The following is a 25,252-nucleotide window of genomic DNA, read 5'->3' as shown; positions in this document are numbered from 1 at the left end:
CCGGCGAGCCGCCGGAGGGTCTGACAGACGTCGAGCGCGGGATGTGGCAGGCGTTCCGCAGCGGCGCGGTGTACGACCTGAGCAGCGGCGACCGGACCGTCGACGATCCGCACGGCAGTCACGCATGGGGCCCGGAGCGCAGCGTGCGGGCGCGGATCGTGTGCTGGCTGCTGCTGGACGGGCCGCCCGCGCTGGCCGGGCGCGTCTCCGCGCTGAAGCTGGTGGGGGTGCGGATCACGGACCTTCTCGATCTCGCGGGCGGGACGGTCGTCCCGTATGTCGAGATGAATGCGTGCCGGTTCGAGAAGGAGATCCTGCTGCCGGAGGCCCGGTTCACCACGGTCCGGCTGGTCGACTGCTCGATCCCCCGGCTGGAGGCGGCCCGTGTGCACACGGAGGGCGATCTGCATCTGCCGCGGTGCCGCTTTCACAACGGGATACGTCTGACGGACGCCCAGATCGGCACGGATCTGCTGCTCAACCAGGCAGTCGTGCACCGGGACCGGCGCGGGCGTTCGATCATGGCGGACGGGCTGACCGTGGGCCAGGATCTGCAGGCCGAGATGCTCCAGGCGCACGGCGAGCTGAGCCTGCGCGGCGCGAAGGTCGGCGTCTCGCTGAGCCTGCGCGGCAGTCGGCTGGCCAACCCCGGGGGCCGCAGGGCGCTGAACGCCCCCCAGCTGACTGTGGAGCGCTCCCTCTATCTGACCCCGGCGGGCCTGGGCAATCCCGTGCTGACGAGCGGCACGACGCCGGCCCGCGGCACCCGGGTCCAGCACTTCGAGTGCCTGGGCGGGATCCGGCTCGACGACGGGCGGTTCGGTGACGCCGTCGACCTGGAACAGGCGCACTTCGTCATGGAGGACGTCCAGGAGCTGTCGCTGCGCCGCATACAGACGCCCGAGCTGCGCTTCCTCGGCCGCCGGCCCGAGCGCGGCCGGGTCGTGCTGTCCGGGGCGAGGATCGTCAATCTCGTGGACATGGCGGCCAGTTGGCCCGGCCCCGGCGGTCTCGCCATGGGCGGCTTCGCGTACGAGAACCTGGTGCCGCGCCGGAGCTTCCCCCTCGCACGCCGGCTGGACTGGGTGGCCGCGGCCACGCCCGAGTACAACCCGGAGCCGTACGAGCGGCTTGCGACGGTGCTGCGCAACAGCGGTGAGGACGCCGACGCCCGCGAGGTGCTGCTCGCCAAGCAGCGCCGCCGCCGCGAGACGCTGCCGCTCGCCGGGAAGCTGTGGGGATATGTGCAGGACTGGACGGTCGCGTACGGGTACCGGCCCGGGCGGGCCGCCGTGTGGATGACCGTGCTGTGGGCGGTGAGCGCGGTGGCGTTCTCGCAGGCCGACCATCCGCCCCTCAAGGGCGGCGGGGAGCATCCGGACTGGAACGCCTCGCTGTTCGCGCTGGACCTGCTGCTGCCCGTCATCGACCTCGGCCAGGAGGGCTACTGGAAGCTGCACAGCGGCTGGCAGTGGGCCGCGGCGGCGCTGATCATCGTGGGCTGGATCCTGGCGACGACCGTGGCGGCGGGGGCAACGCGGCTGCTGCGCAGAGGCTGAACCGTTATCGGGCGCGGACAACCATCGCTGCATTTCAGCGGTCTTCACACCGCAACCATCAATTGAGGAACCCCGACGGCGAGCAACCAGGTCCGCGAGAGCGGCGCCGGTTTAGGCGCAAAGAACAGTCGCCGGTTCAGGCGCAAAGAGAGGTGTGGCCGCACCATGGCACTGCTGCACGCGCTGCTTCGCGCCGCCCGCATGGCCAGGCACACCGCGCGCCTCGCCGCGGGTCTGCCCGCCGACGACGAGGTGCTCCTGGACGCACCCGACGACCGCCTCGCACCCGCCCTCGTCGCCGCCGGCCGGGGCGAGTACGACATGGCAGCCAAGCTGCTGGCAGGGACCCGCGAGGCCGCCGAGTGGGAGAACCGCGACCGGTACGTGATGCGTCTCGCGAGCTTCGCGCAGTCCCGCCCCGAGTGGTTCGCGTACTGGCAGTTCGCCGCCCCGCACGACCCCGACGCGCTGCTGGTGAAGGCGCAGCTCGCCGTCGCCCGCGGCTGGGAGTCCCCGGCCCGCGCCGAGCTGCTGCGCGAGGTGGCCCCGCTGATCGCCGCCGCCGCGGACGGCGACCACCGCGACCCGGTGCCCTGGCGCATCGCCCTGGACCACGCCCGCGGCACCAACGCCCCGCACACCGTCTTCGAGGAGCTGTGGACGGAGGCGGTGCGCCGCTCGCCGCACCACTACGGCTGCCATGTGGCGGCGCTCAAGTACCTGTCGGCCGCCTGGTACGGCTCGCACCGCGAGTGTTTCGACTTCGCCGAGCGGGCGGCCCAGGACGCGCTGCCCGGTTCCCTGGTGCAGGCGCTTCCCGTGCGCGCCGCCTTCGCGTATCTGACGAGCGATCCGAGCGGCGGCCCGGTCGGTCTCGCCGCGCTGGTGCCCCGCGAGCGTCTCGATGCGGCCGCCGATCTCGCGATCGCGCTGTCGTACGAGTACGCGGCCGCGGACCCCTGGCCCGCGGAGGTCCGCAATCTCCTCGTCTACGTCCTCGTCCGGCTGGAGCGCTGGGACGACGCCCTGGAGCAGCTGCGGCTGACCGGCCCGTACGCGACCTCGTTCCCCTGGGACCGGGTTTCGGACGATCCGCTCGGACAGTTCCTGGAGCTGCGTGACGGCGTCCGCATAGCGGTCGCCTCCGCCATGCCGCTGCGCAGCCGCCCCGTGCAGAAGGGCACCGGCGGTCACTAGTGCCCGGCGACCATTAGTCTTTTACGTCGTGACCACCGTCCGGCTCCCGCTCTTCCCTCTGAACTCGGTGCTGTTCCCGGGGCTCGTCCTGCCTCTGAACATCTTCGAGGAGCGCTATCGCGCCATGATGCGCGAGCTTCTCAAGACGCCCGAGGGCGAACCACGCAGGTTCGCCGTCGTCGCGATCCGCGACGGCCACGAGGTGGCGCCCAGCGCACCCGGCCTGCCCGACCAGACCGCACCGCCCGAACGCGGCCCGGCAGCCGGCTTCGGCGACGACCCGGTGAAGGCGTTCCACGGCGTGGGCTGCATCGCGGACGCGGCGACCATACGGGAGCGCGAGGACGGCACCTTCGAGGTGCTGGCGACCGGCACCACCCGGGTCCGGCTGCACTCGGTCGACGCCTCCGGGCCGTTTCTGACCGCCGAACTCGAGGAGCTGGCGGAGGAGCCCGGCGACGAGGCCGGCGCCCTGGCCGAGGGGGTGCTGCGCGCCTTCCGTACGTACCAGAAGCGGCTGGCCGGGGCGCGCGAGCGGTCCCTGTCGACGGGCGCGGAGCTGCCGGACGAGCCGTCGGTCGTGTCGTATCTGGTGGCCGCGGCGGCGATGCTCGACACCCCGACGAAGCAGCGACTGCTGCAGGCGCCGGACACGGCGTCGCGGCTGCGCGACGAACTGAGGCTGCTGCGTACCGAGACGGCGATCATCCGTCATCTGCCGTCGCTGCCGGCGAACGACCTGACCCGCGCGCCGACCAGCCTCAACTGACGCGTAGGGGCGTCGACGACGGTCGACGGACGACAAGTCTCAACTGCCGCAGCGGAGAAGCCGGATGGCGAAGAAGTCGAAGAAGCAGAACCAGTCCGGGGGGACCCCGGCGACCGTGGCCCTCACCGCCGCGGGCACGTCCTTCACGGTCCACGCGTACGAGCACGACCCGGCGCACCCCTCCTACGGTGAGGAGGCGGCCGAGGCCATGGGGGTGTCGCCGGAGCGGGTGTTCAAGACCCTCGTCGCCGAGGTCGACGGCGAGCTCACGGTCGCCGTCGTGCCGGTCTCCGGCTCACTCGACCTGAAGGCGCTGGCGTCGGCGGTGTCGGGCAAGCGCGCGGCGATGGCCGACCCGGCGGCCGCGGAACGCACCACCGGGTACGTCCGCGGCGGCATCTCACCCCTGGGCCAGCGCAAGAAGCTACGCACGGTGCTCGACGCGTCCGCGGAGAAGCACGAAACGATCTGCGTCTCGGCGGGGCGCCGGGGCCTGGAGATCGAACTCGCCCCGGGTGATCTGGCGACGCTCACGGACGCGGTCGTGGCCCCGATCGGCCGCGCGTGACGCACCGCCGTTGACGTAGTTGTGCGCAGGCGTTCCGCAGGGCTTGTGCCTCTGGGGGCACCTCCTGGGGGCACCTCCCGGATGGAGTCTGGGGGAGGTAGCTGGGGGAGGGGTGGTGGCACAACACCACGACAGCGGGTGCCTCCTACGGCTGCGGCTGGGCCCCGTACGGCCCGGGGTACGGCTCAGGATCCCGCGGCCCGAACAGCGCGGTCAGCCCAAGATGCACGGCCATGGCCGCAACGGGCCACGCCAGCAGCGCCCCCTTGGCGTTCAGCTTCAGCGGAGCCTCGAACGTGACGCCCTTGCCGACGGCCTTGGCGTGCGCGACCACGTCCTGCGCCGGCCCGAGCCAGACGCCGAGCCGCCAGGCCAGCACCGAGCCGAGCAGCCCGCCCAGGGCGAGGCCGACGACCAGCGGGACGCCGCCGCGCCTGCGTACAGCGAAGACGACGAGCCCGCTGACCGCACCGAAGGCGAGCGCGAGCAGGGTGAAGGTGCCGTCGACGGCGATCGCCTGCTCGCCCTCGGTGTCCTTCAGATAGACGGCGCTGTCGTCGGCGACCAGCGGGACACGCGGCGCAAGCCAGAGCCACAGCAGTCCCAGCAGGACACCGCCGACGGCCACCGCGACCGTGATCAGGGCGGCCTGCCGCAGTTCGGTCTTCATCCCGGGGCCGTCCTCTTCGTATGCGTACGAGACAGGAGGCACCGCATGTCCTCCGGCGGGCGGGGCCTGCCAGGGGTTGTGCGGGGGCGGTTGGTGCGGCGGTGGCGTCAGCGGTGCGGTCACCCTGACATCGTGCCAGCCCGGGCCGCCGGACGCGTCACCGGACGGCTGCCCGGCGGTACGCCATGGTGGCCACGGTCAGCGACACGACGCCGACACCCGCGCAGACGGCGAGGTCGAGGAGGACCGCGGCCCAGTCGGGGTGCGGGCCGAAGGTGCGGGCGAAGGCCTCCACGCCGTACGTGGAGGGCAGCAGGTCACGCGCGTACTGCACGACGGACGGCAGCCGGTCCGCAGGAAGCACGCCGAGCAGCAGCGCGGCGGACATGCCCAGCTGTCCGAGCAAAGTGGCGAGCTCGGGCCGGGGCGCGAGCAGCCCGAGGGCGGCGCCGAGCCCGGCGAGCGCGGCACCCGCGAGCGGGATCACCGCGGCGAGCACCCACAGGTGCGCGAGCGGCAGCTGGAAGAGGGTGCAGCCGACGACGGCGGTGACGAGCGTGCCGGGCACGGTGAAGGAGGCGTACGCGGCCGCGGCGCCCAGCACGACGGCGGCGGGCGGCACGGGCAGCGTCGCGTAGTGGTCGAGCCCCCCGTCCGCCCTGAGCTGCCCGAAGTACTGGGCGAGCAGGTTCAGCGCGACGAACGCGACGACCAGGACGGATGACCCGGCCACGACGGCCCTGGCCTCTCCCCCGCCGTCGACGACGCCCCGCATCAGGATCATGATCCCGATGGACTGGAACGTGGCCACGAAGAGAAGCGGAATCCGGGCGACCCGCGCCCGGGAGAGCTGCGCCTTGTATACGGCCGCGAGGGCGGGAAACAGGCGGGCGGGCGGTGCGAGCACCGCGGCGGCACCGCGGACGGCCTCTCCGCCGCCACCGTCGCTGCCGCCGCCCGCATGGACGGGGGCCTCCAAGGGCACGGCACTCATCGCACACCACTCCTGTCCGGGCCGTCGACGCTCCCGTGTGCGCTGTGTGCGCCATCGGCCCAGGTCACACCGTGGACAGCCGTCACGACTTCACCAAGCCCTTCACGCTGTTCTCGCTGCCGCCGAGGGCGAGGTAGACGTCCTCCAGGCTCGGTGTGGCGAGCGTGAAGTCGTCGAGGGCCGCGAAAGCGGCGCCGCCGGTGACCGCGGCGACCGCGGCACGGGCCTCGTCCGGGGCCAGGCGCAGCGCCCAGCGGCGGCCGGACTCGACGGCAAAGCCGCGCAGCGCGGCGACCTCCGGTACGTCGAGCGGCGCCCGCTCGCGCCACACGAGTTCCACCCGCACCTCCCCGGCGACCTTCTCCTTCAGCCCGGCCGGGGTGTCGCAGGCGATGACGCGGCCGCGGTCGAGGACCGCGACCCGGTCGAGGACCGTCTCGGCCTCGATGACGTTGTGGGTGACGAGCAGCACCGTCGTGCCGCGCTCGGCGCGGCGCCTGTCGACGGCGGCCCACACGGCGCGGCGCGCCAAGGGATCCATGCCGCTCGTCGGCTCGTCGAGCACGAGGAACGGGCGCTCGCCGACCAGCGCGGCGGCGAAGCAGGCGAGGCGCCGCTGCCCGCCGGAGAGCTTCTTGAGCGGCCGCCCGGCAAGGCTGCCAAGACCGAGTTCGTCCAGGACGGCGTCCCGCTCGGCCCGTGCACTCCGCGCGTCGAGTCCGCGCAGCCGCCCGGTGGTCTCGGCGGCGAGCGACACCGTCAGCTCGTCGAGGGCGGTGGACTCCTGCCCGAGGTAGGCGAGGATCCGCGCTGCCCGCTCGGGGTGGCGCACGATGTCGTGACCGAGGATGCCGATGCTTCCGGTGTCGGGCCGCATCAGCCCGGTCAGCTGGCGTACGAGGGTGGACTTGCCGGCGCCGTTCGGCCCGAGCAGCCCGAAGATCTCACCGCGCCGGATGTCGAGGTCGACGCTGTCGGTGGCCCGCACCTCGGGCGCCCCGGGCGCCCCGCGCCGCCCGCGCGTGGCGGGATAGGTCTTCACCAGCCCCCGCACGGCGCACACGGCATCGATACCGTGTCCTGACAGTGCGGTGCGCGTACTCACAAGGGACGAGCCTAAGGGGTCGAAGCCTCGGCGGTTGCGCCGGGGCCGAGCCCCCGCGCCGCCGAGCCGACGGGACCGCCTGTGAGGAGTCGTACTGCCCGGCCTGTGGGCAGTCGTCCGCCAGGGGCGATGAGGGTCCCCCTGCTCTGGGGGTCCCTCCCAGGCCCTGAGGCACTGGGGGAGAAGCCGAGAGCTTGGGGCAGGGTGGGCACAGGCGGGGCCCACGACGCCGGGTACACCGCCTTACCCCCGGGCGCCCCCGGCAAGGGGTGCCCGATCACTCCCCGGCAGGGGCGTGCTCCGCCGCGGTCCGCGCATCGACCTCCCGCCAGAACCCCGCCCGAATCGCATACCGGTCATGCTCATCGATCTGGTCATCCTTATGGGCGAGCAGCCCAAAACGCGCCGCATACCGCAGCAGCTCCCCGTCGATCCGGTGCGGAATCCGCGGATACATGGTGGACAGCCTCTGCACATGGTTCTGGTCCGGCAGCCGCTCCATCCAGCGGCGGGCGAAGACCTGCCCCACCTCGTAGGGGTCGCCGCCGACCGTCGTGATGTCCTCCTCGCGGTCGGCCCACCCCTGCTCCGCGGTCGTGAGCTGGGCCAGCGTCGGCAGCGACGCCGCCTCCGCGGGCTCGGCGATGCCGGTGCGGTCGACCCAGCCCTTGTCGGACGACCAGCGCAGCGTCGCGGTCGCGGGATGCTGCGCCGCCTGCGTGCCGGGGCCGCGCAGGGCGGCCAGGTCCTTCGGTGTGGGCACCCCCTTGGCGGCGGCCGGGCCGCGTTCGCCCGTCCCGTTTCCCGTACGGGCCGCCGGCGGGTGCTGCACCCCGGACGGCTCACCGTCAGGCCGCTCGCCCGCCGCGGCGAGCGCCGACTCGGGCAGCGGCGCGGAGAGGATCGCGGCGATCTCGGGGCGGGGCGCGGGCGGCGTCGTGCAGATCCCGCCGAGCTCCTTGGCCCGTACGGCCTTGGTGATCCAGGCCCGGTCGAGGACGCGCCGCTCGTCTGCCTCCGCGACCAGGTCCTCGGACTGGTTGTAGTCGCCGTCGGCGGCCTGGACGGCCCAGAGATGCACGGCGACCCCGTGCTCCTTCGCCGCCATCATGCCGGGCAGCAGATCACCGTCGCCGGTCACCAGCACCACATCGGAGCAGGCCCGGTTGCGTGCCAGTTCGGTGAGCTCGGCGTGCATCGCGGCGTCGACGCCCTTCTGCGCCCAGCGCCCGTCGCTGCGGGTCAGGGCGCCGAGCCGGACGGTCACCCGCGGCATCACGCGCAGCCTGCGGTGTTCCGGCTGCGGCACGCGGTCGGGGGCGCCGTCGAACCAGTAGATGCGCAGCAGCGGCCGTTCCGTATCCGACTCGGCGCGTTCGCGCAGCCCCTGGATGAGGGCGGCGTGGTCGACGGTGATCCGGGACCGGGACGGCTCCCCGGCGAGGAGACTCGCGGCGGCCCCCAGCAGATACCCGGCGTCCACCAGGACGATGCAGCGGTCCACGCGATCCACCCTCTTTCCCTGGGGATTTCCTCGAGGTTTCCCTCAAGGTTCTTCGGAGGCCCGCAATTGACACGAGTGCGGGTCTGCTTCGGGTTTCCTTCGAGTCTGCCCGACCATGCGGGTGTTAACGGCCCGAACTCGATCTTCGGCGTGGCGTCTCGGCGGATTGCTTCCCTGCATCCCTTATTACGCACGGTAATTCTCTGAAATGCGGCGCTTGTCATCGTATGTGAATCTGGTCCCGTCTCTGGCCCCCAGATCCCCCACAGGAGGCAGATCACCATGGCCAAGAACAAGAACCGCAAGCAGGGTGCCCAGCAGGGTCGCGCTTCGCAGGCCGAGCACGCGGCGCAGGAGGCGAAATCGGTCGCGACCGAAGCGCACTCGGAGATACCGCAGGGCAACCCCGCTGATGTTGCCCGTAAACAGCAGCGCCGCTTCGGCCACAACTGACGCCTTTCCGTAAGGCTCACGCGCCGTAGGCACGCCAGGAGGGGCGCACCCGATGTCGGGTGCGCCCCTCAACTGTTCCTGCTCCGACGTGCCTCGGTTCAGCCCGCCAGGCAGGACGGGCCCAGCAGCACCTTCAAGTCGCCGAAGAGCGCCGGGTCGGGCTGGACCCGGTGCCGGTCGAGCCGCAGCACCGTTGTCTTGCTGGCGCCCTGGAGCTTGATCCGCACCTCGCTGTTGCCCTTGTGGTGGCTGAGGATCTCGCCGAGGCGGCTGACCATCGGCGGGGTCACGCGCGTGGTCGGGATGGTGATGACCACCGGGGCGTTGGCGCCTGCGTTGGACAGGTCCGGGACCATCAGTTCCATCGCGACCAGCCGCGGCACGTCCTCGCGCTTGTCGAGCCGGCCCTTGACGAACACCACGGCGTCCTCGACGAGTTGCGTGGACACCAGCTGGTACGTGGCCGGGAAGAACATGCACTCGATGGAACCGGCCAGGTCCTCCACGGTCGCGATCGCCCACGCGTTGCCCTGCTTGGTCATCTTGCGCTGCAGGCCGGAGATGATGCCGCCGATGGTGACCACGGCGCCGTCGGCGTGCTCCCCTCCGGTGAGCTGGGAGATGGCCGCGTCGGTCTTGTCGGACAGGACGTGCTCGATGCCGAAGAGCGGGTGGTCGGAGACGTAGAGACCGAGCATCTCCCGCTCCTGGGCGAGCAGATACGTCTTGTCCCACTCGTCCTCGGAGAAGGTGACGTCGAGCCCGAAGCCCGGCTCGCTGGTGTCCTCGTCCATGCCGCCGAAGAGGTCGAACTGCCCCTCGGCCTCCTTGCGTTTGACCGCCACCACGTTGTCGATCATCGGCTCGTACTGCGCGGTGAGGCCCTTGCGGGTGTGCCCCATGGTGTCGAACGCGCCCGCCTTGATGAGCGATTCGGTGGTGCGCTTGTTGCAGACGACCGCCTCGACCTTGTCGAGGTAGTCAGGGAAGGACGTGTACTTCCCCTTGGCCTTGCGGCAGCGGATGATCGACTCGACCACGTTGGTGCCGACGTTGCGCACCGCGGACAGGCCGAAGAGGATCACGTCGTCGCCCTGCGCGGCGAAGTTGTGCTCGGACTCGTTCACGTTGGGCGGCAGCACCCTGATGCCCATGCGGCGGCACTCGTTGAGGTAGACGGCCGACTTGTCCTTGTCGTCCTTGACGGAGGTGAGCAGCGCCGCCATGTACTCGGCGGGGTGGTTGGCCTTCAGATACGCGGTCCAGTACGACACGAGGCCGTACGCCGCGGAGTGCGCCTTGTTGAACGCGTATCCGGCGAAGGGGACCAGCACGTCCCACAGGGCCTGGATCGCCTGGTCGCTGTAGCCGTTCTTCCGCGCGCCGGCCTGGAAGATCGCGAAGTTCTTCTCCAGCTCCTCGGGCTTCTTCTTGCCCATCACGCGGCGGAGGATGTCGGCCTCGCCGAGCGAGTAGCCGGCGATGATCTGGGCGGCCTTCTGCACCTGCTCCTGATAGACGATCAGGCCGTAGGTGACGTCCAGGACCTCCTTGAGCGGGGCCTCCAGCTCGGGGTGGATCGGGGTGATCTCCTGCTGGCCGTTCTTGCGGAGCGCGTAGTTGGTGTGCGAGTTCATGCCCATCGGGCCCGGCCGGTACAGGGCCGAGACGGCGGAGATGTCCTCGAAGTTGTCGGGCTTCATCAGCCGCAGCAGGGACCGCATCGGGCCGCCGTCGAACTGGAAGACACCGAGGGTGTCACCGCGCTGGAGCAGGTCGAACGTCGTCGGATCGTCGAGCGGAAGGCTCAGCAGATCGATGTCGATGCCCTTGTTGGACTTCACCATCTTGACGGCGTCGTCCATGATCGTGAGGTTGCGCAGGCCCAGGAAGTCCATCTTCAGCAGGCCGAGCGACTCACAGCTCGGGTAGTCCCACTGCGTGATCGTCACGCCGTCGGTGTGCCTCACCCACACCGGGACATGGTCGGTAATGGTTTCGCTGGACATGATCACGCCGGCCGCGTGCACACCCATCTGCCGGACCAGGCCCTCGACGCCCTTGGCGGTGTCGATGACCTTCTTCACATCCGGCTCGTTCTCGTACATCCCACGGATCTCGCCCGCCTCGCTGTACCGCGGGTGCTGCGGATCGGTGATGCCGGAGAGCGGGATGCCCTTGCCGAGGACGTCGGCGGGCATGGCCTTGGTGAGGCGGTCGCCCATCGCGTACGGGTAGCCGAGGACGCGCGCGGAGTCCTTGATCGCGTTCTTGGCCTTGATGGTGCCGTACGTGCCGATCATGGCGACCTTGTCGGCGCCGTACTTCTCTGTCACATACCTGATGACCTCGACGCGCCGACGCTCGTCGAAGTCGATGTCGACATCGGGCATCGAGACGCGCTCGGGGTTGAGGAACCGCTCGAAGATCAGGCCGTGCGGGATCGGGTCGAGGTCGGTGATGCCCATGGCGTACGCCACGATCGAGCCGGCCGCCGAACCACGGCCCGGGCCCACCGCGATGCCGTTGTTCTTGGCCCACATGATGAAGTCGGCGACCACGAGGAAGTAGCCGGGGAAGCCCATCTGGATGATGACGTCCATCTCGTAGTCCGCCTGCCGCTGGCGGTCCTCCGGGATGCCTCCGGGGTAACGGCGCTCCATGCCGCGCCGCACCTCCTCCTGGAACCAGGTGACCTCGGTGTAGCCCTCCGGGATGTCGAACTTGGGCATGAGGTCGCGCTTCTCGAACATCCCGGTGGTGTCGATCTGCTCGGCGACCAGCAGCGTGTTCGCGCAGCCCTGCTGCCAGGCGTCCGAGGAGTCGATGGCGTACATCTCGTCCGTGGACTTCAGGTAGTAGCCCGTGCCGTCGAACCTGAAGCGGTCCGGGTCGGAGAGGTTCTTGCCGGTCTGGATGCACAGCAGCGCGTCGTGCGCGCCCGCCTCGTGCGCGTACGTGTAGTGCGAGTCGTTGGTGACCAGCGGCGGGATGCCGAGCTTCTTGCCGATCTCGAGGAGGCCGTCGCGGACGCGGCGCTCGATCTCGATGCCGTGGTCCATCAACTCCAGGAAGTACCGGTCCTTGCCGAAGATGTCCTGGTACTCGGCGGCCGACTTCAGTGCCTCGTCGAACTGGCCGAGGCGCAGCCGCGTCTGGAGCTCACCCGAGGGGCAGCCGGTGGACGCGATGAGCCCCTCCGACCACTGCGAGATGGTCTCCTTGTCCATGCGCGGCCACTTCTGCAGCCAGCCCTCCTTGTACGCGTCGGAGGAGAGCCGGAAGAGGTTGTGCAGACCGGTCGCGTTCGCCGCCCAGATCGTCTTGTGCGTGTAACCGCCCGAACCGGACACGTCGTCCTTCTTCTGGTGCGGCTGGCCCCACTGGATCTTGCGCTTGTTACGCCGGGACTCGGGGGCGACATATGCCTCGATCCCGATAATCGGGACAACCCCGGCCTTCTTCGCGGAGTGGAAGAAGTCATACGCCCCGTGGAGGTTGCCGTGGTCGGACATGGCGATGTGCGTCATGCCCATCTCGTTGCACGCGTTGAACATGTCCTTGAGCCGCGCCGCACCGTCCAGCAGCGAGTACTGGGTGTGCACGTGCAGGTGCGTGAACGGCGGCTTCGACACGGTCTGGCCTCCAACGGCAAGCATCGACGACAGTCGGGGGGACAGCCTCGAAGTCTATGCCCGGGTACTGACAGACGAGGCCACTCCAGGGACACGAGCGACGCGATCCGGCGCGCCGCCCGGCACGCGCGCGTACCACTGCGCGACACGCGTCGGGCCGCGCGCGTACCACTGCGCGACACGCGTCGGGCCGCGCGCGTACGACCGCGAGACACACGCCGGGCACGCCCGCGTACGAGCGCCAGGCACACGCCGGGCACGGCCCGCGTACCAACGCCGGACGCTCGCGGGACACGCCCCTGCGTACCACCGCCGGACACACACCGGCCACGCCCGCGTGCCGCAGCAGTGACCACAGGGCGGGCACTGACGCGTACTGTCGTCCGTTGGAAGTGGACGGAACGCCGTCCCAGACACCACGCACACCAGCCGTACCAGGAGGCACCCAGCGATGTCGGTCCCGCAGCCCAGCGCCGAGCAGCGCGGCGACGAGATCCTTGCCGTCTTCGAGACCGCCTTCGGCGAGCTGCTGGCCGCCGATCCCGCGGCGTTCCGCGTGAAGTTCCGGAAGATGGCGGCCTCCGCCTTCGCCTTCTACCGGGGCACGGCGTGCCTCTTCTACCACGACCTGGAGTCCGAGAAGCACGGCGGCCCGTACCTGGACGACCGCACCGCGCGTGTGTGGATCCACGGCGACCTGCACGCGGAGAACTTCGGCACGTACATGGACTCCACGGGCCGTCTGATCTTCAACGTCAACGACTTCGACGAGGCCTATGTGGGCCCGTTCACGTGGGACCTCAAGCGCCTGGCCGCCTCACTGGCGCTGATCGGGTACGCGAAGGCGCTGAGCGACGAGCAGATCACCGAGCTGGTGCGGGTCTTCGCGGAGGCGTACCGCGAGCGCATCCGCGCCCTGGCGACCGGCGCCAAGAGCGACGAGGTGCCGCCGTTCACGCTGGACACGGCCGAGGGCCCGCTCCTGGACGCGCTGCGCGACGCCCGCTCGCTGACCCGCTTCGGGCTGCTCGAGTCGATGACCGAGATCCGCGACTTCGAGCGCCGCTTCGCGCCGGGCAGCGGTTCGCTGGAGCTGGACGCGGCCACGCGCTACAAGGTGCTGGCCGCCTTCGACGGCTATCTGGAGACACTGCCGGAGTCGTCCCTGTCCCGTCCCGACTCGTACCGCGTGAAGGACGTCGTCGGCCGCCGCGGCATCGGCATCGGCTCCGCGGGCCTGCCGTCGTACAACATCCTGCTGGAGGGCAACAGCGACGCCCTCGAGAACGACGTCGTGATCTACATCAAGCAGGCCCAGACCCCGGCCGTCTCGCGGCACATCACCGACTCGGCCATCCGCGAGTACTTCCAGCACGAGGGCCACCGCACGGTGATCTCGCAGCGCGCCCTGCAGGCGCACGCCGACCCGTGGCTCGGCTGGACGGAGCTGGACGGTGCCGGCCAGCTGGTCGCCGAGGTCTCGCCGTACGCCGTCGACCTGGACTGGTCCGACATCGACGACCCGGAGGAGATCGCCGCCGTGGTCGCCGACCTGGGCCGCGCCACCGCCACGATGCACTCGGCCGCCGACGACCAGTCCGGCGAGTCCCTGGTCCCCTTCTCCACGGAGCGTGCCATCGACGCGGCGATCGCGGCCGACGAGGACGGCTTCGGCGAGCTGCTCGTGGAGTTCGCGCACAGCTACGGCGCACGCGCGCGTGCCGACCACCAGATCTTCCTCGACCTTTTCCGTAACGGCCGGATTCCGGGTCTTTAGGCATCGGCTCTGTAGCCGCCGGGACGCTCACAGGGATCCTTTAGGGGTCCCTTATGAGATCCCATGGCACACTCCTCCGCGATACTGCATTTCCCGGGCTACCCCCGGACCGCCTGCCCGGCTGCAATTCCCGGGGGACAACCCCCGGGCCCCCGGCCCGAAAGAAACCGATCCTCGTGGGCATATCCGAGACAGCGCTCAGAACCCTGCGCGCGACGGTCTTCACGGCACTCGTCGTGTTGCTCTCCGTCGCGTCGCACGTCCTGCTGTCCCGGACGCCGCTGCCGCTGGCCACCGTCGCGATCATCGCCGCCGTCGTGTTCGCCGTCGCCTACGCGCTCGCGGGCCGCGAGCGCGGGTACGGGCAGATCGCAGCGCTGCTGATCCCACTGGAGCTGGCCGCCGACACGGTGTTCACCGCGGGCCAGCACGTCTGCTACGGCAGGGCGGGTGGCCCGGTCGCCGGCCCGCTGCGCTCGGTCGGGCTCGACGTGCTGTGCGGCGGCGGCGATGTGGGCTCCCCGCTGGCGCAGGTGGCGGGCGGGGACACCGGCCGGGCCGCTGCGCTGCTGGCACACGCCGACCCGGCCACCGCCTGGCTGCTGCTCGGCGCCCATGTCGGCGTCGGTCTGCTGGCGGCCGCGTGGCTGCGGCGCGGCGAGCGGGCGCTGGCCCAGCTGCTGAGGGCCGTGGCGGCGTGTACGTTCCGGCCGCTGCTGATCGCGGTCGCCGCCGTGACGGCGCATCAGGCACCCGGGCACCGCAGGGCACGGCCCGCGCACCGGGTGGGCACAGCGCTCACGCGCTTCCTGGTGCACTCCGTGGGACGACGCGGACCGCCGCGCTCGCCTGCTTTCGCCTGATCAGTGCGGTCAGAGTAGAGCGGTCGGCCCCCTGAGCGGTCGGCCCCTGAGCGGTCGGCCCCCTGAGCGGTCAGCCCCTGAGCGGTCAGCCGCCTCAATCCCCGCGTACGCAGGACGTACGCAGCCACGCCATCAGTCATCACACGGAGAAACACCACCATGAGCAAGAGGAACAGCCAGGCGGCGAAGACGGCGGCCCGCGAGCGGCTGCGTGCCGAGCGCGAGCGGGAGGCCAAGAAGGCGAAGGTGAGGCGGCAGATCATCGTCGCCTGCTCCGCCATCGGCGTGCTCGCGATAGCCGGGGGCGTCGGCTTTGCCATCGTGCAGGCCAACGAGCCCTCGACCTGGGAGAAGGCCGCCGACGCGAAGGTGGTCGCCCCGGCCAACACCTCGGGCACGAACGGCACCACCGTGGTCGTAGGCGAGTCGTCCGCCAAGAACACCGTCCACCTCTACGAGGACCCGCGCTGCCCGGCCTGCGCCTCCTTCGAGCAGACCGTCGGCGAGACCGTCAACAAGGGCATGGAGGACGGCGAGTACAAGCTCTCCTTCACCATCGGCACCTTCCTCGACGGCAACCTCGGCGGTGAGGGCTCGAAGAACGCGCTGAGCGCGCTCGGCGCCGCGCTGAACGTCAGCACCGACGCGTTCATCGACTACAAGACCGCGCTCTACTCGTCGAAGTACCACCCCGCGGAGTCGACGGACGAGTTCGCCAAGGACAGCTACCTGATCAAGGTGGCGAACACGGTGGACGCGCTGAAGAACAACAAGAAGTTCCAGGACGCCGTCGAGAAGGGCACCTACGACGCCTGGGCGGTGAAGATGAGCGAGTCCTTCGACAACGCCGAGGGTGTCGAGTCGACGCCGACCATCAAGATCAACGACAAGAAGATCGAGAACCCGAGCACCGTTGCCGAGTGGGAGACCGCGCTGAAGACGGCGGGCGTCACGCAGTAGCGGCGAGGGCGCCCCGCAAGTACGGGCGCGCCCAGCGAAGTCCGGCGCGAGCGTCACCAGATGGCGTGCCGCCGAAGGGCGGGCGAACTTTTCGAGTTCGCCCGCTCTTGCTTTATACCGATCAGTAATCTGATCGGCCGTGACCAGACGACTCAGCTCCCTCAACTCCCCCAACTCCCCCAACTCCGCCGCGCCGCGCCGCCGTACGGTCGTCAAGGCCGCGGCCGCCACCGCCGTGCTCGCCCCGCTCGCCGCCGCCACCACGGCCGAGGCCGCCGATGGCCCCGCCTTTCTGCACGGGGTGGCCTCCGGCGACCCGCTGCCCGACGGCGTCCTGCTGTGGACCCGGGTGACCCCGGTCGCGGAGGCCGTGCCGGGGTCCGGCAAGGGCCCGGACACCGAGGTGAGTTGGGAGATCGCCGAGGACAAGGGTTTCACCACGGTGGTGGGCCGGGGCACGGCCACCGCGAAGGCCGGCTCCGACCACACGGTCAAGGCCGATGTAAGGAGCTTGCGCCCGGCGAGCGTCTATTACTTCCGCTTCCGCGCGGGCAACGCCGTCTCCCCCGTCGGCCGTACGCGCACCACGCCCGCGTACGACGCCTCCGCGTCCGGCGTCCGGTTCGGGGTGGTGTCCTGCTCCAACTGGGAGGCTGGCTGGTTCTCCGCGTACCGCCATCTCGCGGGCCGCACCGACCTGGACGCGGTGCTGCATCTCGGCGACTACATCTACGAGTACGGCACGGGCGAGTATCCGGCGGCCCAGTACGGGGTCCGTAAGCACGAGCCGCAGCACGAGATCGTCACGCTCGCCGACTACCGCACCCGGCACGGCAACTACAAGACCGACCCGGATCTCCAGGCCCTGCACGCCGCCCATCCCGTCATCGCGATCTGGGACGACCACGAGTTCGCCAACGACGCCTGGTCGGGCGGCGCCGAGAACCACACACCGGGCACCGAGGGCGACTGGGCGCAGCGGCAGGCCGCCGCCAAGCGGGCGTACTTCGAGTGGATGCCGGTGCGCCCGTCCACCGAGGGCACCGTCTACCGCAGGCTGCGCTTCGGCAAGCTGGCCGACCTGCATCTGCTGGACCTGCGCTCGTTCCGCTCCCAGCAGTCGACGGTCGGCAACGGCGACGTGGACGACCCCGAGCGTACGATCACGGGCCGCGCCCAGCTCGACTGGCTGAAGTCGGGCCTGGCCGGTTCCGACGCCGCCTGGAAGCTGGTCGGCACATCGGTGATGATCTCGCCGGTCGCCTTCGGGTCGCTGTCCGCCGATCTGCTCGGCCCGCTCGCGGAGCTGCTCGGCCTGCCCAAGGAGGGCCTGGCCATCAACGTCGACCAGTGGGACGGCTACACGGACGACCGCAAGGAGCTCATCACGCACCTGCGGGACAACGGCATCACGAACACCGTCTTCCTGACCGGCGACATCCACATGGCCTGGGCCAACGACGTGCCGGTGAAGGCGTCGACGTATCCCCTGTCGGCGTCGGCGGCCACGGAGTTCGTGGTCACTTCCGTGACCTCGGACAACCTCGACGACATCCTGCATGTCGCCCCGAACACGGTGTCGCTGGTCGCGGAGGCCGCGATCAAGGGGGCCAACCGCCATGTGAAGTGGCTGGACATGGACTCGCACGGCTACGGGGTCCTCGATGTCACCGCAGAGCGCTCGCAGATGGACTACTACGTACTGTCCGACCGCACCGACCCCAGGGCGACGGCGTCCTGGGAGCGTTCGTACCGCACCCTCAGCGGCACTCAGAAGGTCGAGCGGGTCTACGCGCCGGTGCGCTGAGTCCGTCTCCCGGGTCAGCGCCCGAAGCTCTCTGCCGGAGTACCGGCCGATCAGATCCGGCCAAGGTCACCTCTGTTAAGGACAGGTCACACCGCTACGGCGGGTGCTGCGCGCCGCGTTCCGAATGCGGACACACCACCCGCCCCGGCAACGCCGGCCGTTACGCGCGCATCTCGAACTCCGGGATGCGCCATGGGATTTCTTCTGATAGGCGCGATTCGCGGCCCGCGCGATTGGGCCAGATCGATTCTCTGTGATTCCTGGCATGGGCACGTAATCTCCCCCGGACGGCGAGGAAGACCTCCTCGCCCGCGTCCGCGAGGAGTCAGTCACCATGCGCGCTCTTGCCCACATATCTCCGCGTCTGCGCAGGCGCTTCATCGGTACGGCAATCATGGCCGGAACCCTGGCCCTGGCCCCGCTCTCCACGGCCACGGGGACGGCGGCCGCCACCAAGGCGCCCACCGCCGCCGAGGAATGCGCCGACGACACCCAGGCCACCGCCCGCAAGGCCCACTCGTCGGAAGCCGGGCACGCCCATGAGCCCAACGAGATCAGCGAGGCCAAGGCCAAGGCCATGGACGCGGATCTGAAGCAGAGACTCGAGAAGCTGCGCACGGAGGGCAAGGGACTCTCCGCCGCCGCGGTCACCACGATCCCGGTGTACTTCCACGTCGTCCACGACGGCACCACCGGCAAGCTCACCGCGACCGACATCAGTCAGCAGATGAACGTGCTGAACTCGGCGTTCGGCGGACAGGGCACCGGAAACACCGACTCGGGCTTCCAGTTCACGCTGGCAGGCACCGACTACACCGACAACGCCGCCTGGTACAACGGCATCACGCCCGGCTCCACCGCCGAGTCGGCGATGAAGTCCACGCTCCACCAGGGCGGCGCCAACGCGCTCAACTTCTACACGGCGAACCTGGGCGACGATCTGCTGGGCTGGGCCACCTTCCCGTCCTCGTACAAGTCGAAGCCGTCCGACGACGGCGTGGTCGTCCTCGACACCTCACTGCCCGGCGGCTCGGCCACCAACTACGACGAGGGCGACACCGCCACCCACGAGGTCGGCCACTGGCTGGGGCTCTACCACACCTTCCAGGGCGGCTGTAACGGCAAGGGCGACTACGTCTCGGACACCCCCGCCGAGGCGAGCCCGGCGTTCCAGTGCCCGACCGGACGCGACACCTGCACCAGGCAGACGGGCGTCGACCCGATCCACAACTTCATGGATTACACCTACGACGCCTGCATGTACCAGTTCACCGCGGGCCAGGTGCAGAGGATGCAGGACAGCTGGGCGGCGTACCGCGCGGCGGGCTGACGCACACGTGACGCAGAGGCGGGCGGCGCCGAACCTGGTATGACCCAGGGCCGGCTACAAGCTGTCCAGGAACCCCAGCGCCGTCCGCCACGTCGCCTCCGCGGCCTCTGCGTCGTAATCCGGCAGGCCGGGGTCGGTGTAGATGTGCCCGGCCCCGGCGTACCGGTAGATCTCGACGTCCGCGCCGGCCTTGCGCATCTGCAGATACCAGGCGCTCAGCCAGTCGTCGGGCTCGAAGGGGTCGGGCTCCGCGATATGCAGCTGGACGGGCAGCTCGTCCACGGACGCGTTCGCGGCGATGTCCGACGTGCCGTGCAGAAGCAGCAGCCCACGCGCCTTCTCGTCGCCGAGCGCCAGCGTCTGGGCGAGCGCGGCTCCGAACGAGAAGCCCGCGTACACCAGGCCCCGCTCCGAGTAGGGGGCGGCGGCCAGCACGGCGCGCCTGAGCAGCTCGTCCTTGCCGATCTCGTCCTTGAAGTCCCTGCCGTCCTCGACGGTGTCGAAGACGCGGCCCTCGAAGAGATCGGGGGTCCACACCTCGTGCCCGGCTTCGCGCAAACGGTCGGCCGCCGCGCGCACCGCGGGCCGGAGCCCGTACGCCGAGTGAAACAGCATGATGTTCATGGGGCCCATGGTGCCAGTCAAGGCGGCATGTTCAGGGTCGCCGGGACTGGTTACGGTCGTAGGCATGGAGAACGTACTGCGTCCGCTGATCGTCGTCGGTGGCTCGGTCGTGCTCACGCTGCTCGTCGGCTGGGCGGTGGACCGGCTGTTGCGCCGGGCCGACGCCCGGCACAGCGAGACACCGCTGTGGGGACTGCTGCGCCGCTGCCGCCTTCCGTTGCAGGTCGTGCTCTGCACGGCGCTGTTCCGGGGGTCGTACGCGCAGGCGAGGGTCGCCGAGAACCACGCGGCGGCGATCGGCCGTGTCCTGACCCTGGTCCTCATCGGCTCCACCGCCTGGCTGGTGATCCGTATCGCGGCGGCGGTGGTCGAGTCCTCGTACGCCCGTTACGCCGCGGCGCGCCGGGACCCCGCCCGGGTCCGCAGGGTGCGTACGCAGGTGACACTGATCCAGAGGGTGGTCTCCGCCATCGTCGGTGTGGTGGCGGCCGCCTCGATGCTGCTGACGTTCCCGGCGATGCGGACGGCTGGTGCCTCGCTGCTCGCCTCGGCGGGCATCCTCGGCATCGTCGCCGGTATCGCCGCGCAGTCGACGCTGGGCAATCTCTTCGCGGGGCTGCAGATCGCGTTCGGCGACATGGTGCGGCTCGGCGACACGGTCGTCGTGGACGGCGAGTGGGGCACGGTCGACGAGATCACGCTGACATTCCTGACCGTACGGACCTGGGACGAGCGGCGGATCACGATGCCGGTGTCGTACTTCACCAGCAAGCCGTTCGAGAACTGGTCGCGCGGCGGCGCCCAGATGACCGGCACGGTCTTCTTCCACCTCGACCACCGTGCTCCGGTGCCCGAGATGCGCGAGAAGCTCGCGGACATCGTGCGCGACTGTCCCGCTTGGGACGGCCGCGCCTGGGGACTGGACGTGACGGACACCACACCCACCACCATGGAGGTACGGGCTCTGGTCACGGCCAAGGACCCGGACGACATCTGGACGGTACGGGTCACCGTGCGCGAGCGCCTGATCCAGTGGCTGACGGAGGAACACCCGTACGCACTACCGCGCATCACCACCGCACAGGCTTCGCTACCACCGACGATCCCGCATCAGGTCCGTACGCCGGGGTCGTCCATGGATGGGGTGGCGCCGAGGAAGGGGCGGGGGTAAGTGCTCGTCGCGGTGTGGGCCCGTCAATGCCCCCGTTCCGCACCCCCATTGACCTGCACAACCTGCGCCGTGATGTGGCTGGCCGAAAGCGAGGCCAGCCAGTGAAGCGTGGCGGCGACATCCCCCGGCGTGCCGGCCCGCCCCGTGGAGGTCTCGGCGATCAGCTGCTGCCGCCGCTCCTCGGTCATGTGCTCCCCGAAGAAGTCGGTGTCCTCGATATAGCCGGGGGCGACGACGTTGACCGTGATGCCCCGCGGCCCGAGCCTGCGGGCGAGGTCGAAGGCGTACGGGTGGAGGGCGGCCTTGGATGCCGCATAGGCGCCGGAGCCAGAGCCGCGGTAGGCGGCGATGGAGCTGAGGAACAACACCCGGCCGCCGGGTGAGGCGAGCCGGTCGCCCAGGGCCTCGGTGAGCAGGGCGGCGGTGAGCGTGTTGAGCCGGAAGGCGACGTTCCAGGCGTGGGCGACGGCGGCCAGCGGGTCGTCGGCCCCCGGCCCGGGCCCCGGCTCGAGCAGGCCGCTGCCGCCCGCGCTGTGGATCAGCACGTCCACGGTGCCGAGCTCGGCCGCCACGAACTCCGCGACCCCGCGTACCTCTTCGACATCGGAGAGGTCCGCGGCATACGTCAGCGCGCCCGGCACCCCGGCCTTCTCCAGCACCTCGGCGCGGCGCCCGAGCAGCAGCACCTGGTCCCCGTCCGCCGCGAAGGCGAAGGCCGCCGCGAGACCGATGCCCGTACCGCCACCACTGATCACCACGTTCCGAGTCATGCGGCGACGTTACCTCGCGATTCCTGCGCGGCCGCGTCACAGCGGGCCAAGTGGGCGTACTTATCAGAGCGTTCACACGGGTACGTCTCCATGGGCGCCGTCTCACCTCAGACTGCGCACGTCCAGATGCCGCAGCACCCGGTCGACGATCTCCGGGTCGGCACCCGGTTCGCTGCGCGCGGAGAGCACCTCGTGGCGTGCGGCGGAGAGCATCTCGCCCTGGATGCGTTTGATGCGTCTGATGCGCTCCACGCGGTGGGCCTGTGCCTCGCGCCGTTCCTCGTCGCCCATGTCGGGACTGATCCTCAGTCCGATGTCGAGCGCGCGGCGCAGCAGCTGTTCGCTCACCTCCTCCGGCAGCTCCTCGACCTCCTGGATCTCCTTGAGCCGATGCCGGGCGGCCTTGGCCGCGCGCACCGCGAGGTCCTTCTCGAGGGCCCGTTCGGTCTCGGTGTCCGCCTGCACCCCGAGCTTCCTGACGAGCCACGGGAGGCTGAGTCCCTGCACGACGAGGGTCGCCATGACGACGCCGAAGGCGATGAAGACGATCTCGTCACGGTCCGGGAACGGCGAACCGTCATTCATCTGCGCAGGAATGGCGAGGGCCAGCGCGACGGTGGCCGCATCCCGGCCCACCACATGACGACCGTCTCGCGCATGCTGAGGGGGATGTCCTCGTCGGAGCGCCGCGCATGCAACCGCTTGGCCAGCCAGGTCGCCGGCAGCAGCCACAGCAGTCGTACGAGGATCACCACGCCGACGATCGCGGCTGCCCAGCCGAGCATCTCGCCCCAGCGGCCGGACGCGGTGCTGACGGCGTTGTGCAGTTCGAGCCCGACCAGGCCGAACGCCGCACCGGTGACCAGGGTGTCGACGACGTTCCAGAAGGTGCGTCCGGTGAGGCGGGTCAGCACGTCGTCGGCGTCGAGGGCGTATTCGGCGAGGAACAGCGCCGTAGCGAGTACGGCCAGGACCCCGGAGCCGTGGAGCTCCTCGGCCAGGACATACGAGACGTAGGGCACCATCAGGGTCAGGCCGACCTGGAGGGTGGCGTCGCCGAGCAGGCCCATGAGCTTGTTGGCCGCCCAGCCGAGGGCCAGGCCGACCACGACGGCGACGACGGCGGACCGCACCAGTTCGAGGACGGCGTCGGGCAGCGAGAAGGAACCGCTGACGGCGGCGGTGATGGCGACGTGGTACAGCACGATGGCGGTCACGTCGTTGAACAGTCCCTCGCCCTCCAGGATCGAGACCATGCGGCGCGGCAGGCCCAACTGGCCTGCGACGGCGGTCGCCGCGACCGGGTCGGGCGGGGCGACCAGTGCGCCGAGCGCGACAGCGGCGGCGATGGGCAGCCCTGGCACGATGGCGTGGGCGACGGCGGCGACGGCCGCCGTGGTGACGAACACGAGAGCCACGGCCAGCAGGAAGATCGGTCGCTTGTTGGACGCGAACTGCCGCCAGGAGGTGCGCTGCGCGGAGGCGTAGAGCAGCGGCGGCAGCACGGCGGGCAGGATCAGCTCCGGCGGGACGTCGACATTCGGCACCTCGGGCACGAGCGCCAAAACGATTCCGCCCAGCGTCATCAGTACGGGCGCGGGAAGCCCGAGCCTGTCCCCCAACGGCACGCTCACCACGGCCCCGAGCAACAGGACGAACAGCAGGGCCAACTGATCCACGGAGCAGCTCCGACCACTCTTGACTGACGAGGCATCAAGCGTGCCATGCGGGCATGGCCGGAACCGGGCTCCGCCACCGGGGGCGTCTCAGCCCGTCTGGGCGGCACCCCGTATCAGCCTGGCTGGGCGGCACCCCGTATCAGCTCGTCTGGGCGGCACCTCATATCAGCCCGTCTGGGCAGCACCCCATATCAGCCCCTCTGGGGTGCCGTATCAGCCCGTCTGGGGGCACCTCCCAGCGTTAGCTGGGGGAGTTTGAGGACGAGCCCGAAGGGCGATTGCGGGGGGTCCAGGGGGCGGAGCCCCCGGGGGGCGTGGGGGCTTGCCCCCACAAAGAGGGCGGGTGGGTGGGGACGAACGCCGCAGGAGGCGGCCCCAACGGGCCGCCTAGAGAACCCTCCGCATCGCCCGATGCGGAATGCCCGCATCGGGAAACTCCGCCCCGTACGCCACGTACCCCAACCGCTCGTAGAAACCCAGCGCATGCGTCTGCGCATGCAGGTCCACCGCCGACAGCCCGCGCTCCCGCGCCGCGTCCTCGATGGCGCGCACCAGGGCCGCCCCGACGCCGAGCCCCCGCGCGTCCTTGGCCACCGCGAGCCGTCCCAGGGAGCCCACGGCCGGATCACCACCGGTCTTGGCGGCCGCCGCCTCGCCGTACAGCAGGCGCCCCGTGCCCAGCGGAACCCCGTCGCCGCGCACGGCGAGCACATGCACGGCGTCGGCGTCGTACGCGTCGTACTCGATGTCCTGCGGGACTCCCTGCTCGACGACGAAGACCTCCTTGCGCACCGCGAAGCACGCCTCGCGGTCCGCCGCGTCCTCGGCCACCCGCACCACGTACGACGGGAGGCTCTCGTACGGCGGAAGGCTCATGCGTACGTCTCCGCCCGCACCTGGTCCAGGGCCTGCTGCAGATCGTCCGGGTAGGCGCTCTCGAACTCGACCCACTCCCCGCTGCCAGGGTGGTCGAAGCCGAGCCGGACCGCGTGCAGCCACTGCCGGGTGAGGCGGAGCCGCTTGGCGAGCGTCGGGTCGGCGCCGTACGTCAGATCCCCGACGCACGGGTGGCGGTGCGCCGCCATGTGCACGCGGATCTGATGGGTCCGCCCGGTCTCGAGCTTGACGTCGAGCAGCGAGGCCGCGCGGAAGGCCTCGACCAGGTCGTAGTGCGTGACGGACGGCTTGCCGTCGGCCGTCACCGCCCACTTGTAGTCGTGGGTGGGGTGGCGCCCGATGGGCGCGTCGATGGTGCCGCTCGTCGGATCGGGGTGGCCCTGCACCAGCGTGTGGTAGCGCTTGTCGACCGTACGCTCCTTGAACTGCCGCTTCAGCGACGTGTACGCCCGCTCGGACTTGGCCACCACCATCAGCCCGGACGTGCCCACGTCCAGCCGGTGCACGATGCCCTGGCGCTCGGCGGCGCCGGAGGTCGAGATGCGGTACCCCGCGGCCGCGAGCCCGCCGATCACCGTCGGGCCGCTCCAGCCGGGGCTCGGATGCGCGGCCACACCCACCGGCTTGACGATCACGACCACGTCATCGTCGTCGTGCACGATCTCCATGCCCTCGACGGGCTCGGCCACCACCTGCACGGGCGCGGGCGCCTGCGGCATCTCGACCTCGAGCCAGGCACCGCCGCGCACCCGCTCGGACTTGCCGACCGCAGCACCGTCGACCAGCACCTTGCCTGCCGCCGCCAGCTCGGCGGCCTTCGTACGGGAGAAGCCGAACATGCGGGAGATGGCGGCGTCGACGCGCTCGCCCTCCAGGCCGTCGGGCACGGGCAGGGTGCGGATCTCGGGAATCGTGCTCAC

General features: G+C 70.5%; 20 protein-coding genes and 1 pseudogene. 11 read left to right on the top strand and 10 right to left on the bottom strand.

Annotated features, from left to right (window positions below; genetic code table 11):
• Positions 1-41 precede the first annotated feature (41 nt).
• The 4 genes from H1D24_RS23290 to ybaK all read left to right on the top strand — a co-directional run bounded on the left by H1D24_RS23290 (position 42) and on the right by ybaK (position 4,093).
• Complete coding sequence (locus H1D24_RS23290) at positions 42-1,559, top strand: oxidoreductase (protein WP_258564258.1); 1,518 nt, start codon at positions 42-44, stop codon at positions 1,557-1,559.
• A 165-nt stretch (positions 1,560-1,724) separates the two neighbouring features.
• Entirely contained in the window at positions 1,725-2,756 is a 1,032-nt protein-coding gene (locus H1D24_RS23285; protein ID WP_181659595.1) for a hypothetical protein, read from the top strand.
• Between the two features lie 28 nt (positions 2,757-2,784).
• Positions 2,785-3,525: an LON peptidase substrate-binding domain-containing protein gene (locus tag H1D24_RS23280; RefSeq protein ID WP_181659594.1), complete on the top strand. Its 741-nt coding sequence runs from the start codon at positions 2,785-2,787 to the stop codon at positions 3,523-3,525.
• A 64-nt stretch (positions 3,526-3,589) separates the two neighbouring features.
• Positions 3,590-4,093, top strand: a complete 504-nt coding sequence (ybaK, locus tag H1D24_RS23275) for a Cys-tRNA(Pro) deacylase (RefSeq protein ID WP_181659593.1) — start codon at positions 3,590-3,592, stop codon at positions 4,091-4,093.
• 145 nt (positions 4,094-4,238) lie between these two features.
• Here the strand turns inward: ybaK and H1D24_RS23270 are convergent, their stop codons facing one another.
• From H1D24_RS23270 to H1D24_RS23255, 4 genes are all read right to left on the bottom strand, one after another.
• On the bottom strand, positions 4,239-4,886 hold the full coding sequence (locus H1D24_RS23270; RefSeq protein WP_181659592.1) for an AAA family ATPase: 648 nt from the start codon (positions 4,884-4,886) through the stop codon (positions 4,239-4,241).
• Between the two features lie 34 nt (positions 4,887-4,920).
• A complete protein-coding gene (locus tag H1D24_RS23265) occupies positions 4,921-5,757 on the bottom strand; it encodes an ABC transporter permease (protein ID WP_246458579.1) in 837 nt (278 codons plus the stop codon).
• A gap of 82 nt (positions 5,758-5,839) precedes the next feature.
• A complete protein-coding gene (locus H1D24_RS23260; protein WP_374064304.1) occupies positions 5,840-6,862 on the bottom strand; it encodes an ABC transporter ATP-binding protein in 1,023 nt (340 codons plus the stop codon).
• Between the two features lie 277 nt (positions 6,863-7,139).
• Complete coding sequence (locus H1D24_RS23255; protein WP_181659591.1) at positions 7,140-8,366, bottom strand: NYN domain-containing protein; 1,227 nt, start codon at positions 8,364-8,366, stop codon at positions 7,140-7,142.
• Between the two features lie 282 nt (positions 8,367-8,648).
• On the opposite strand from H1D24_RS23255, the gene H1D24_RS23250 reads away from it, so the two are divergent.
• Positions 8,649-8,819, top strand: a complete 171-nt coding sequence (locus H1D24_RS23250; protein ID WP_181659590.1) for a hypothetical protein — start codon at positions 8,649-8,651, stop codon at positions 8,817-8,819.
• A gap of 98 nt (positions 8,820-8,917) precedes the next feature.
• Here H1D24_RS23250 and dnaE read toward each other — a convergent pair whose 3' ends face one another.
• The gene (gene dnaE, locus H1D24_RS23245) at positions 8,918-12,454 is read right to left on the bottom strand and encodes a DNA polymerase III subunit alpha (RefSeq protein ID WP_181659589.1); all 3,537 of its coding nucleotides are present in this window, start codon (positions 12,452-12,454) and stop codon (positions 8,918-8,920) included.
• A 451-nt stretch (positions 12,455-12,905) separates the two neighbouring features.
• Here dnaE and H1D24_RS23240 point away from each other — a divergent pair, with 451 nt between their 5' ends.
• From H1D24_RS23240 to H1D24_RS23220, 5 genes are all read left to right on the top strand, one after another.
• Entirely contained in the window at positions 12,906-14,231 is a 1,326-nt protein-coding gene (locus H1D24_RS23240; RefSeq protein WP_181659588.1) for a DUF2252 domain-containing protein, read from the top strand.
• 176 nt (positions 14,232-14,407) lie between these two features.
• Complete coding sequence (locus tag H1D24_RS23235) at positions 14,408-15,094, top strand: hypothetical protein (RefSeq protein ID WP_181659587.1); 687 nt, start codon at positions 14,408-14,410, stop codon at positions 15,092-15,094.
• A gap of 159 nt (positions 15,095-15,253) precedes the next feature.
• On the top strand, positions 15,254-16,054 hold the full coding sequence (locus tag H1D24_RS23230) for a DsbA family protein (RefSeq protein WP_181659586.1): 801 nt from the start codon (positions 15,254-15,256) through the stop codon (positions 16,052-16,054).
• 139 nt (positions 16,055-16,193) lie between these two features.
• Positions 16,194-17,861: an alkaline phosphatase D family protein gene (locus tag H1D24_RS23225; protein ID WP_181659585.1), complete on the top strand. Its 1,668-nt coding sequence runs from the start codon at positions 16,194-16,196 to the stop codon at positions 17,859-17,861.
• Between the two features lie 334 nt (positions 17,862-18,195).
• Positions 18,196-19,191, top strand: a complete 996-nt coding sequence (locus H1D24_RS23220) for a zinc metalloprotease (RefSeq protein ID WP_258564248.1) — start codon at positions 18,196-18,198, stop codon at positions 19,189-19,191.
• Positions 19,192-19,245: 54 nt separating this feature from the next.
• Here H1D24_RS23220 and H1D24_RS23215 read toward each other — a convergent pair whose 3' ends face one another.
• Complete coding sequence (locus H1D24_RS23215) at positions 19,246-19,815, bottom strand: dienelactone hydrolase family protein (protein WP_181659584.1); 570 nt, start codon at positions 19,813-19,815, stop codon at positions 19,246-19,248.
• Between the two features lie 64 nt (positions 19,816-19,879).
• On the opposite strand from H1D24_RS23215, the gene H1D24_RS23210 reads away from it, so the two are divergent.
• Positions 19,880-20,986 (top strand): mechanosensitive ion channel family protein, encoded by a 1,107-nt coding sequence (locus H1D24_RS23210; RefSeq protein WP_181659583.1) that lies wholly within the window; start codon positions 19,880-19,882, stop codon positions 20,984-20,986.
• A 23-nt stretch (positions 20,987-21,009) separates the two neighbouring features.
• On the opposite strand, the gene H1D24_RS23205 is transcribed toward H1D24_RS23210, so the two are convergent.
• The 4 genes and pseudogenes from H1D24_RS23205 to H1D24_RS23190 all read right to left on the bottom strand — a co-directional run bounded on the left by H1D24_RS23205 (position 21,010) and on the right by H1D24_RS23190 (position 25,252).
• Positions 21,010-21,756, bottom strand: a complete 747-nt coding sequence (locus H1D24_RS23205; RefSeq protein WP_181659582.1) for an SDR family NAD(P)-dependent oxidoreductase — start codon at positions 21,754-21,756, stop codon at positions 21,010-21,012.
• Between the two features lie 102 nt (positions 21,757-21,858).
• Positions 21,859-23,435: pseudogene (locus tag H1D24_RS23200) on the bottom strand (Na+/H+ antiporter).
• Between the two features lie 387 nt (positions 23,436-23,822).
• Positions 23,823-24,311, bottom strand: coding sequence for a GNAT family N-acetyltransferase (locus H1D24_RS23195; RefSeq protein WP_181659581.1), 489 nt, complete (start codon positions 24,309-24,311; stop codon positions 23,823-23,825).
• The gene (locus tag H1D24_RS23190) at positions 24,308-25,252 is read right to left on the bottom strand and encodes an RluA family pseudouridine synthase (protein WP_181659580.1); all 945 of its coding nucleotides are present in this window, start codon (positions 25,250-25,252) and stop codon (positions 24,308-24,310) included. Before H1D24_RS23190 ends, H1D24_RS23195 begins: the two co-directional genes overlap by 4 nt.

The sequence above is a fragment of the Streptomyces himalayensis subsp. himalayensis genome (assembly GCF_013778455.1).
Classification (GTDB): Bacteria; Actinomycetota; Actinomycetes; order Streptomycetales; family Streptomycetaceae; genus Streptomyces; species Streptomyces himalayensis.
Note: the sequence above shows the minus strand (reverse complement) of the source record. Positions and strands in the feature narration are given on the sequence as shown.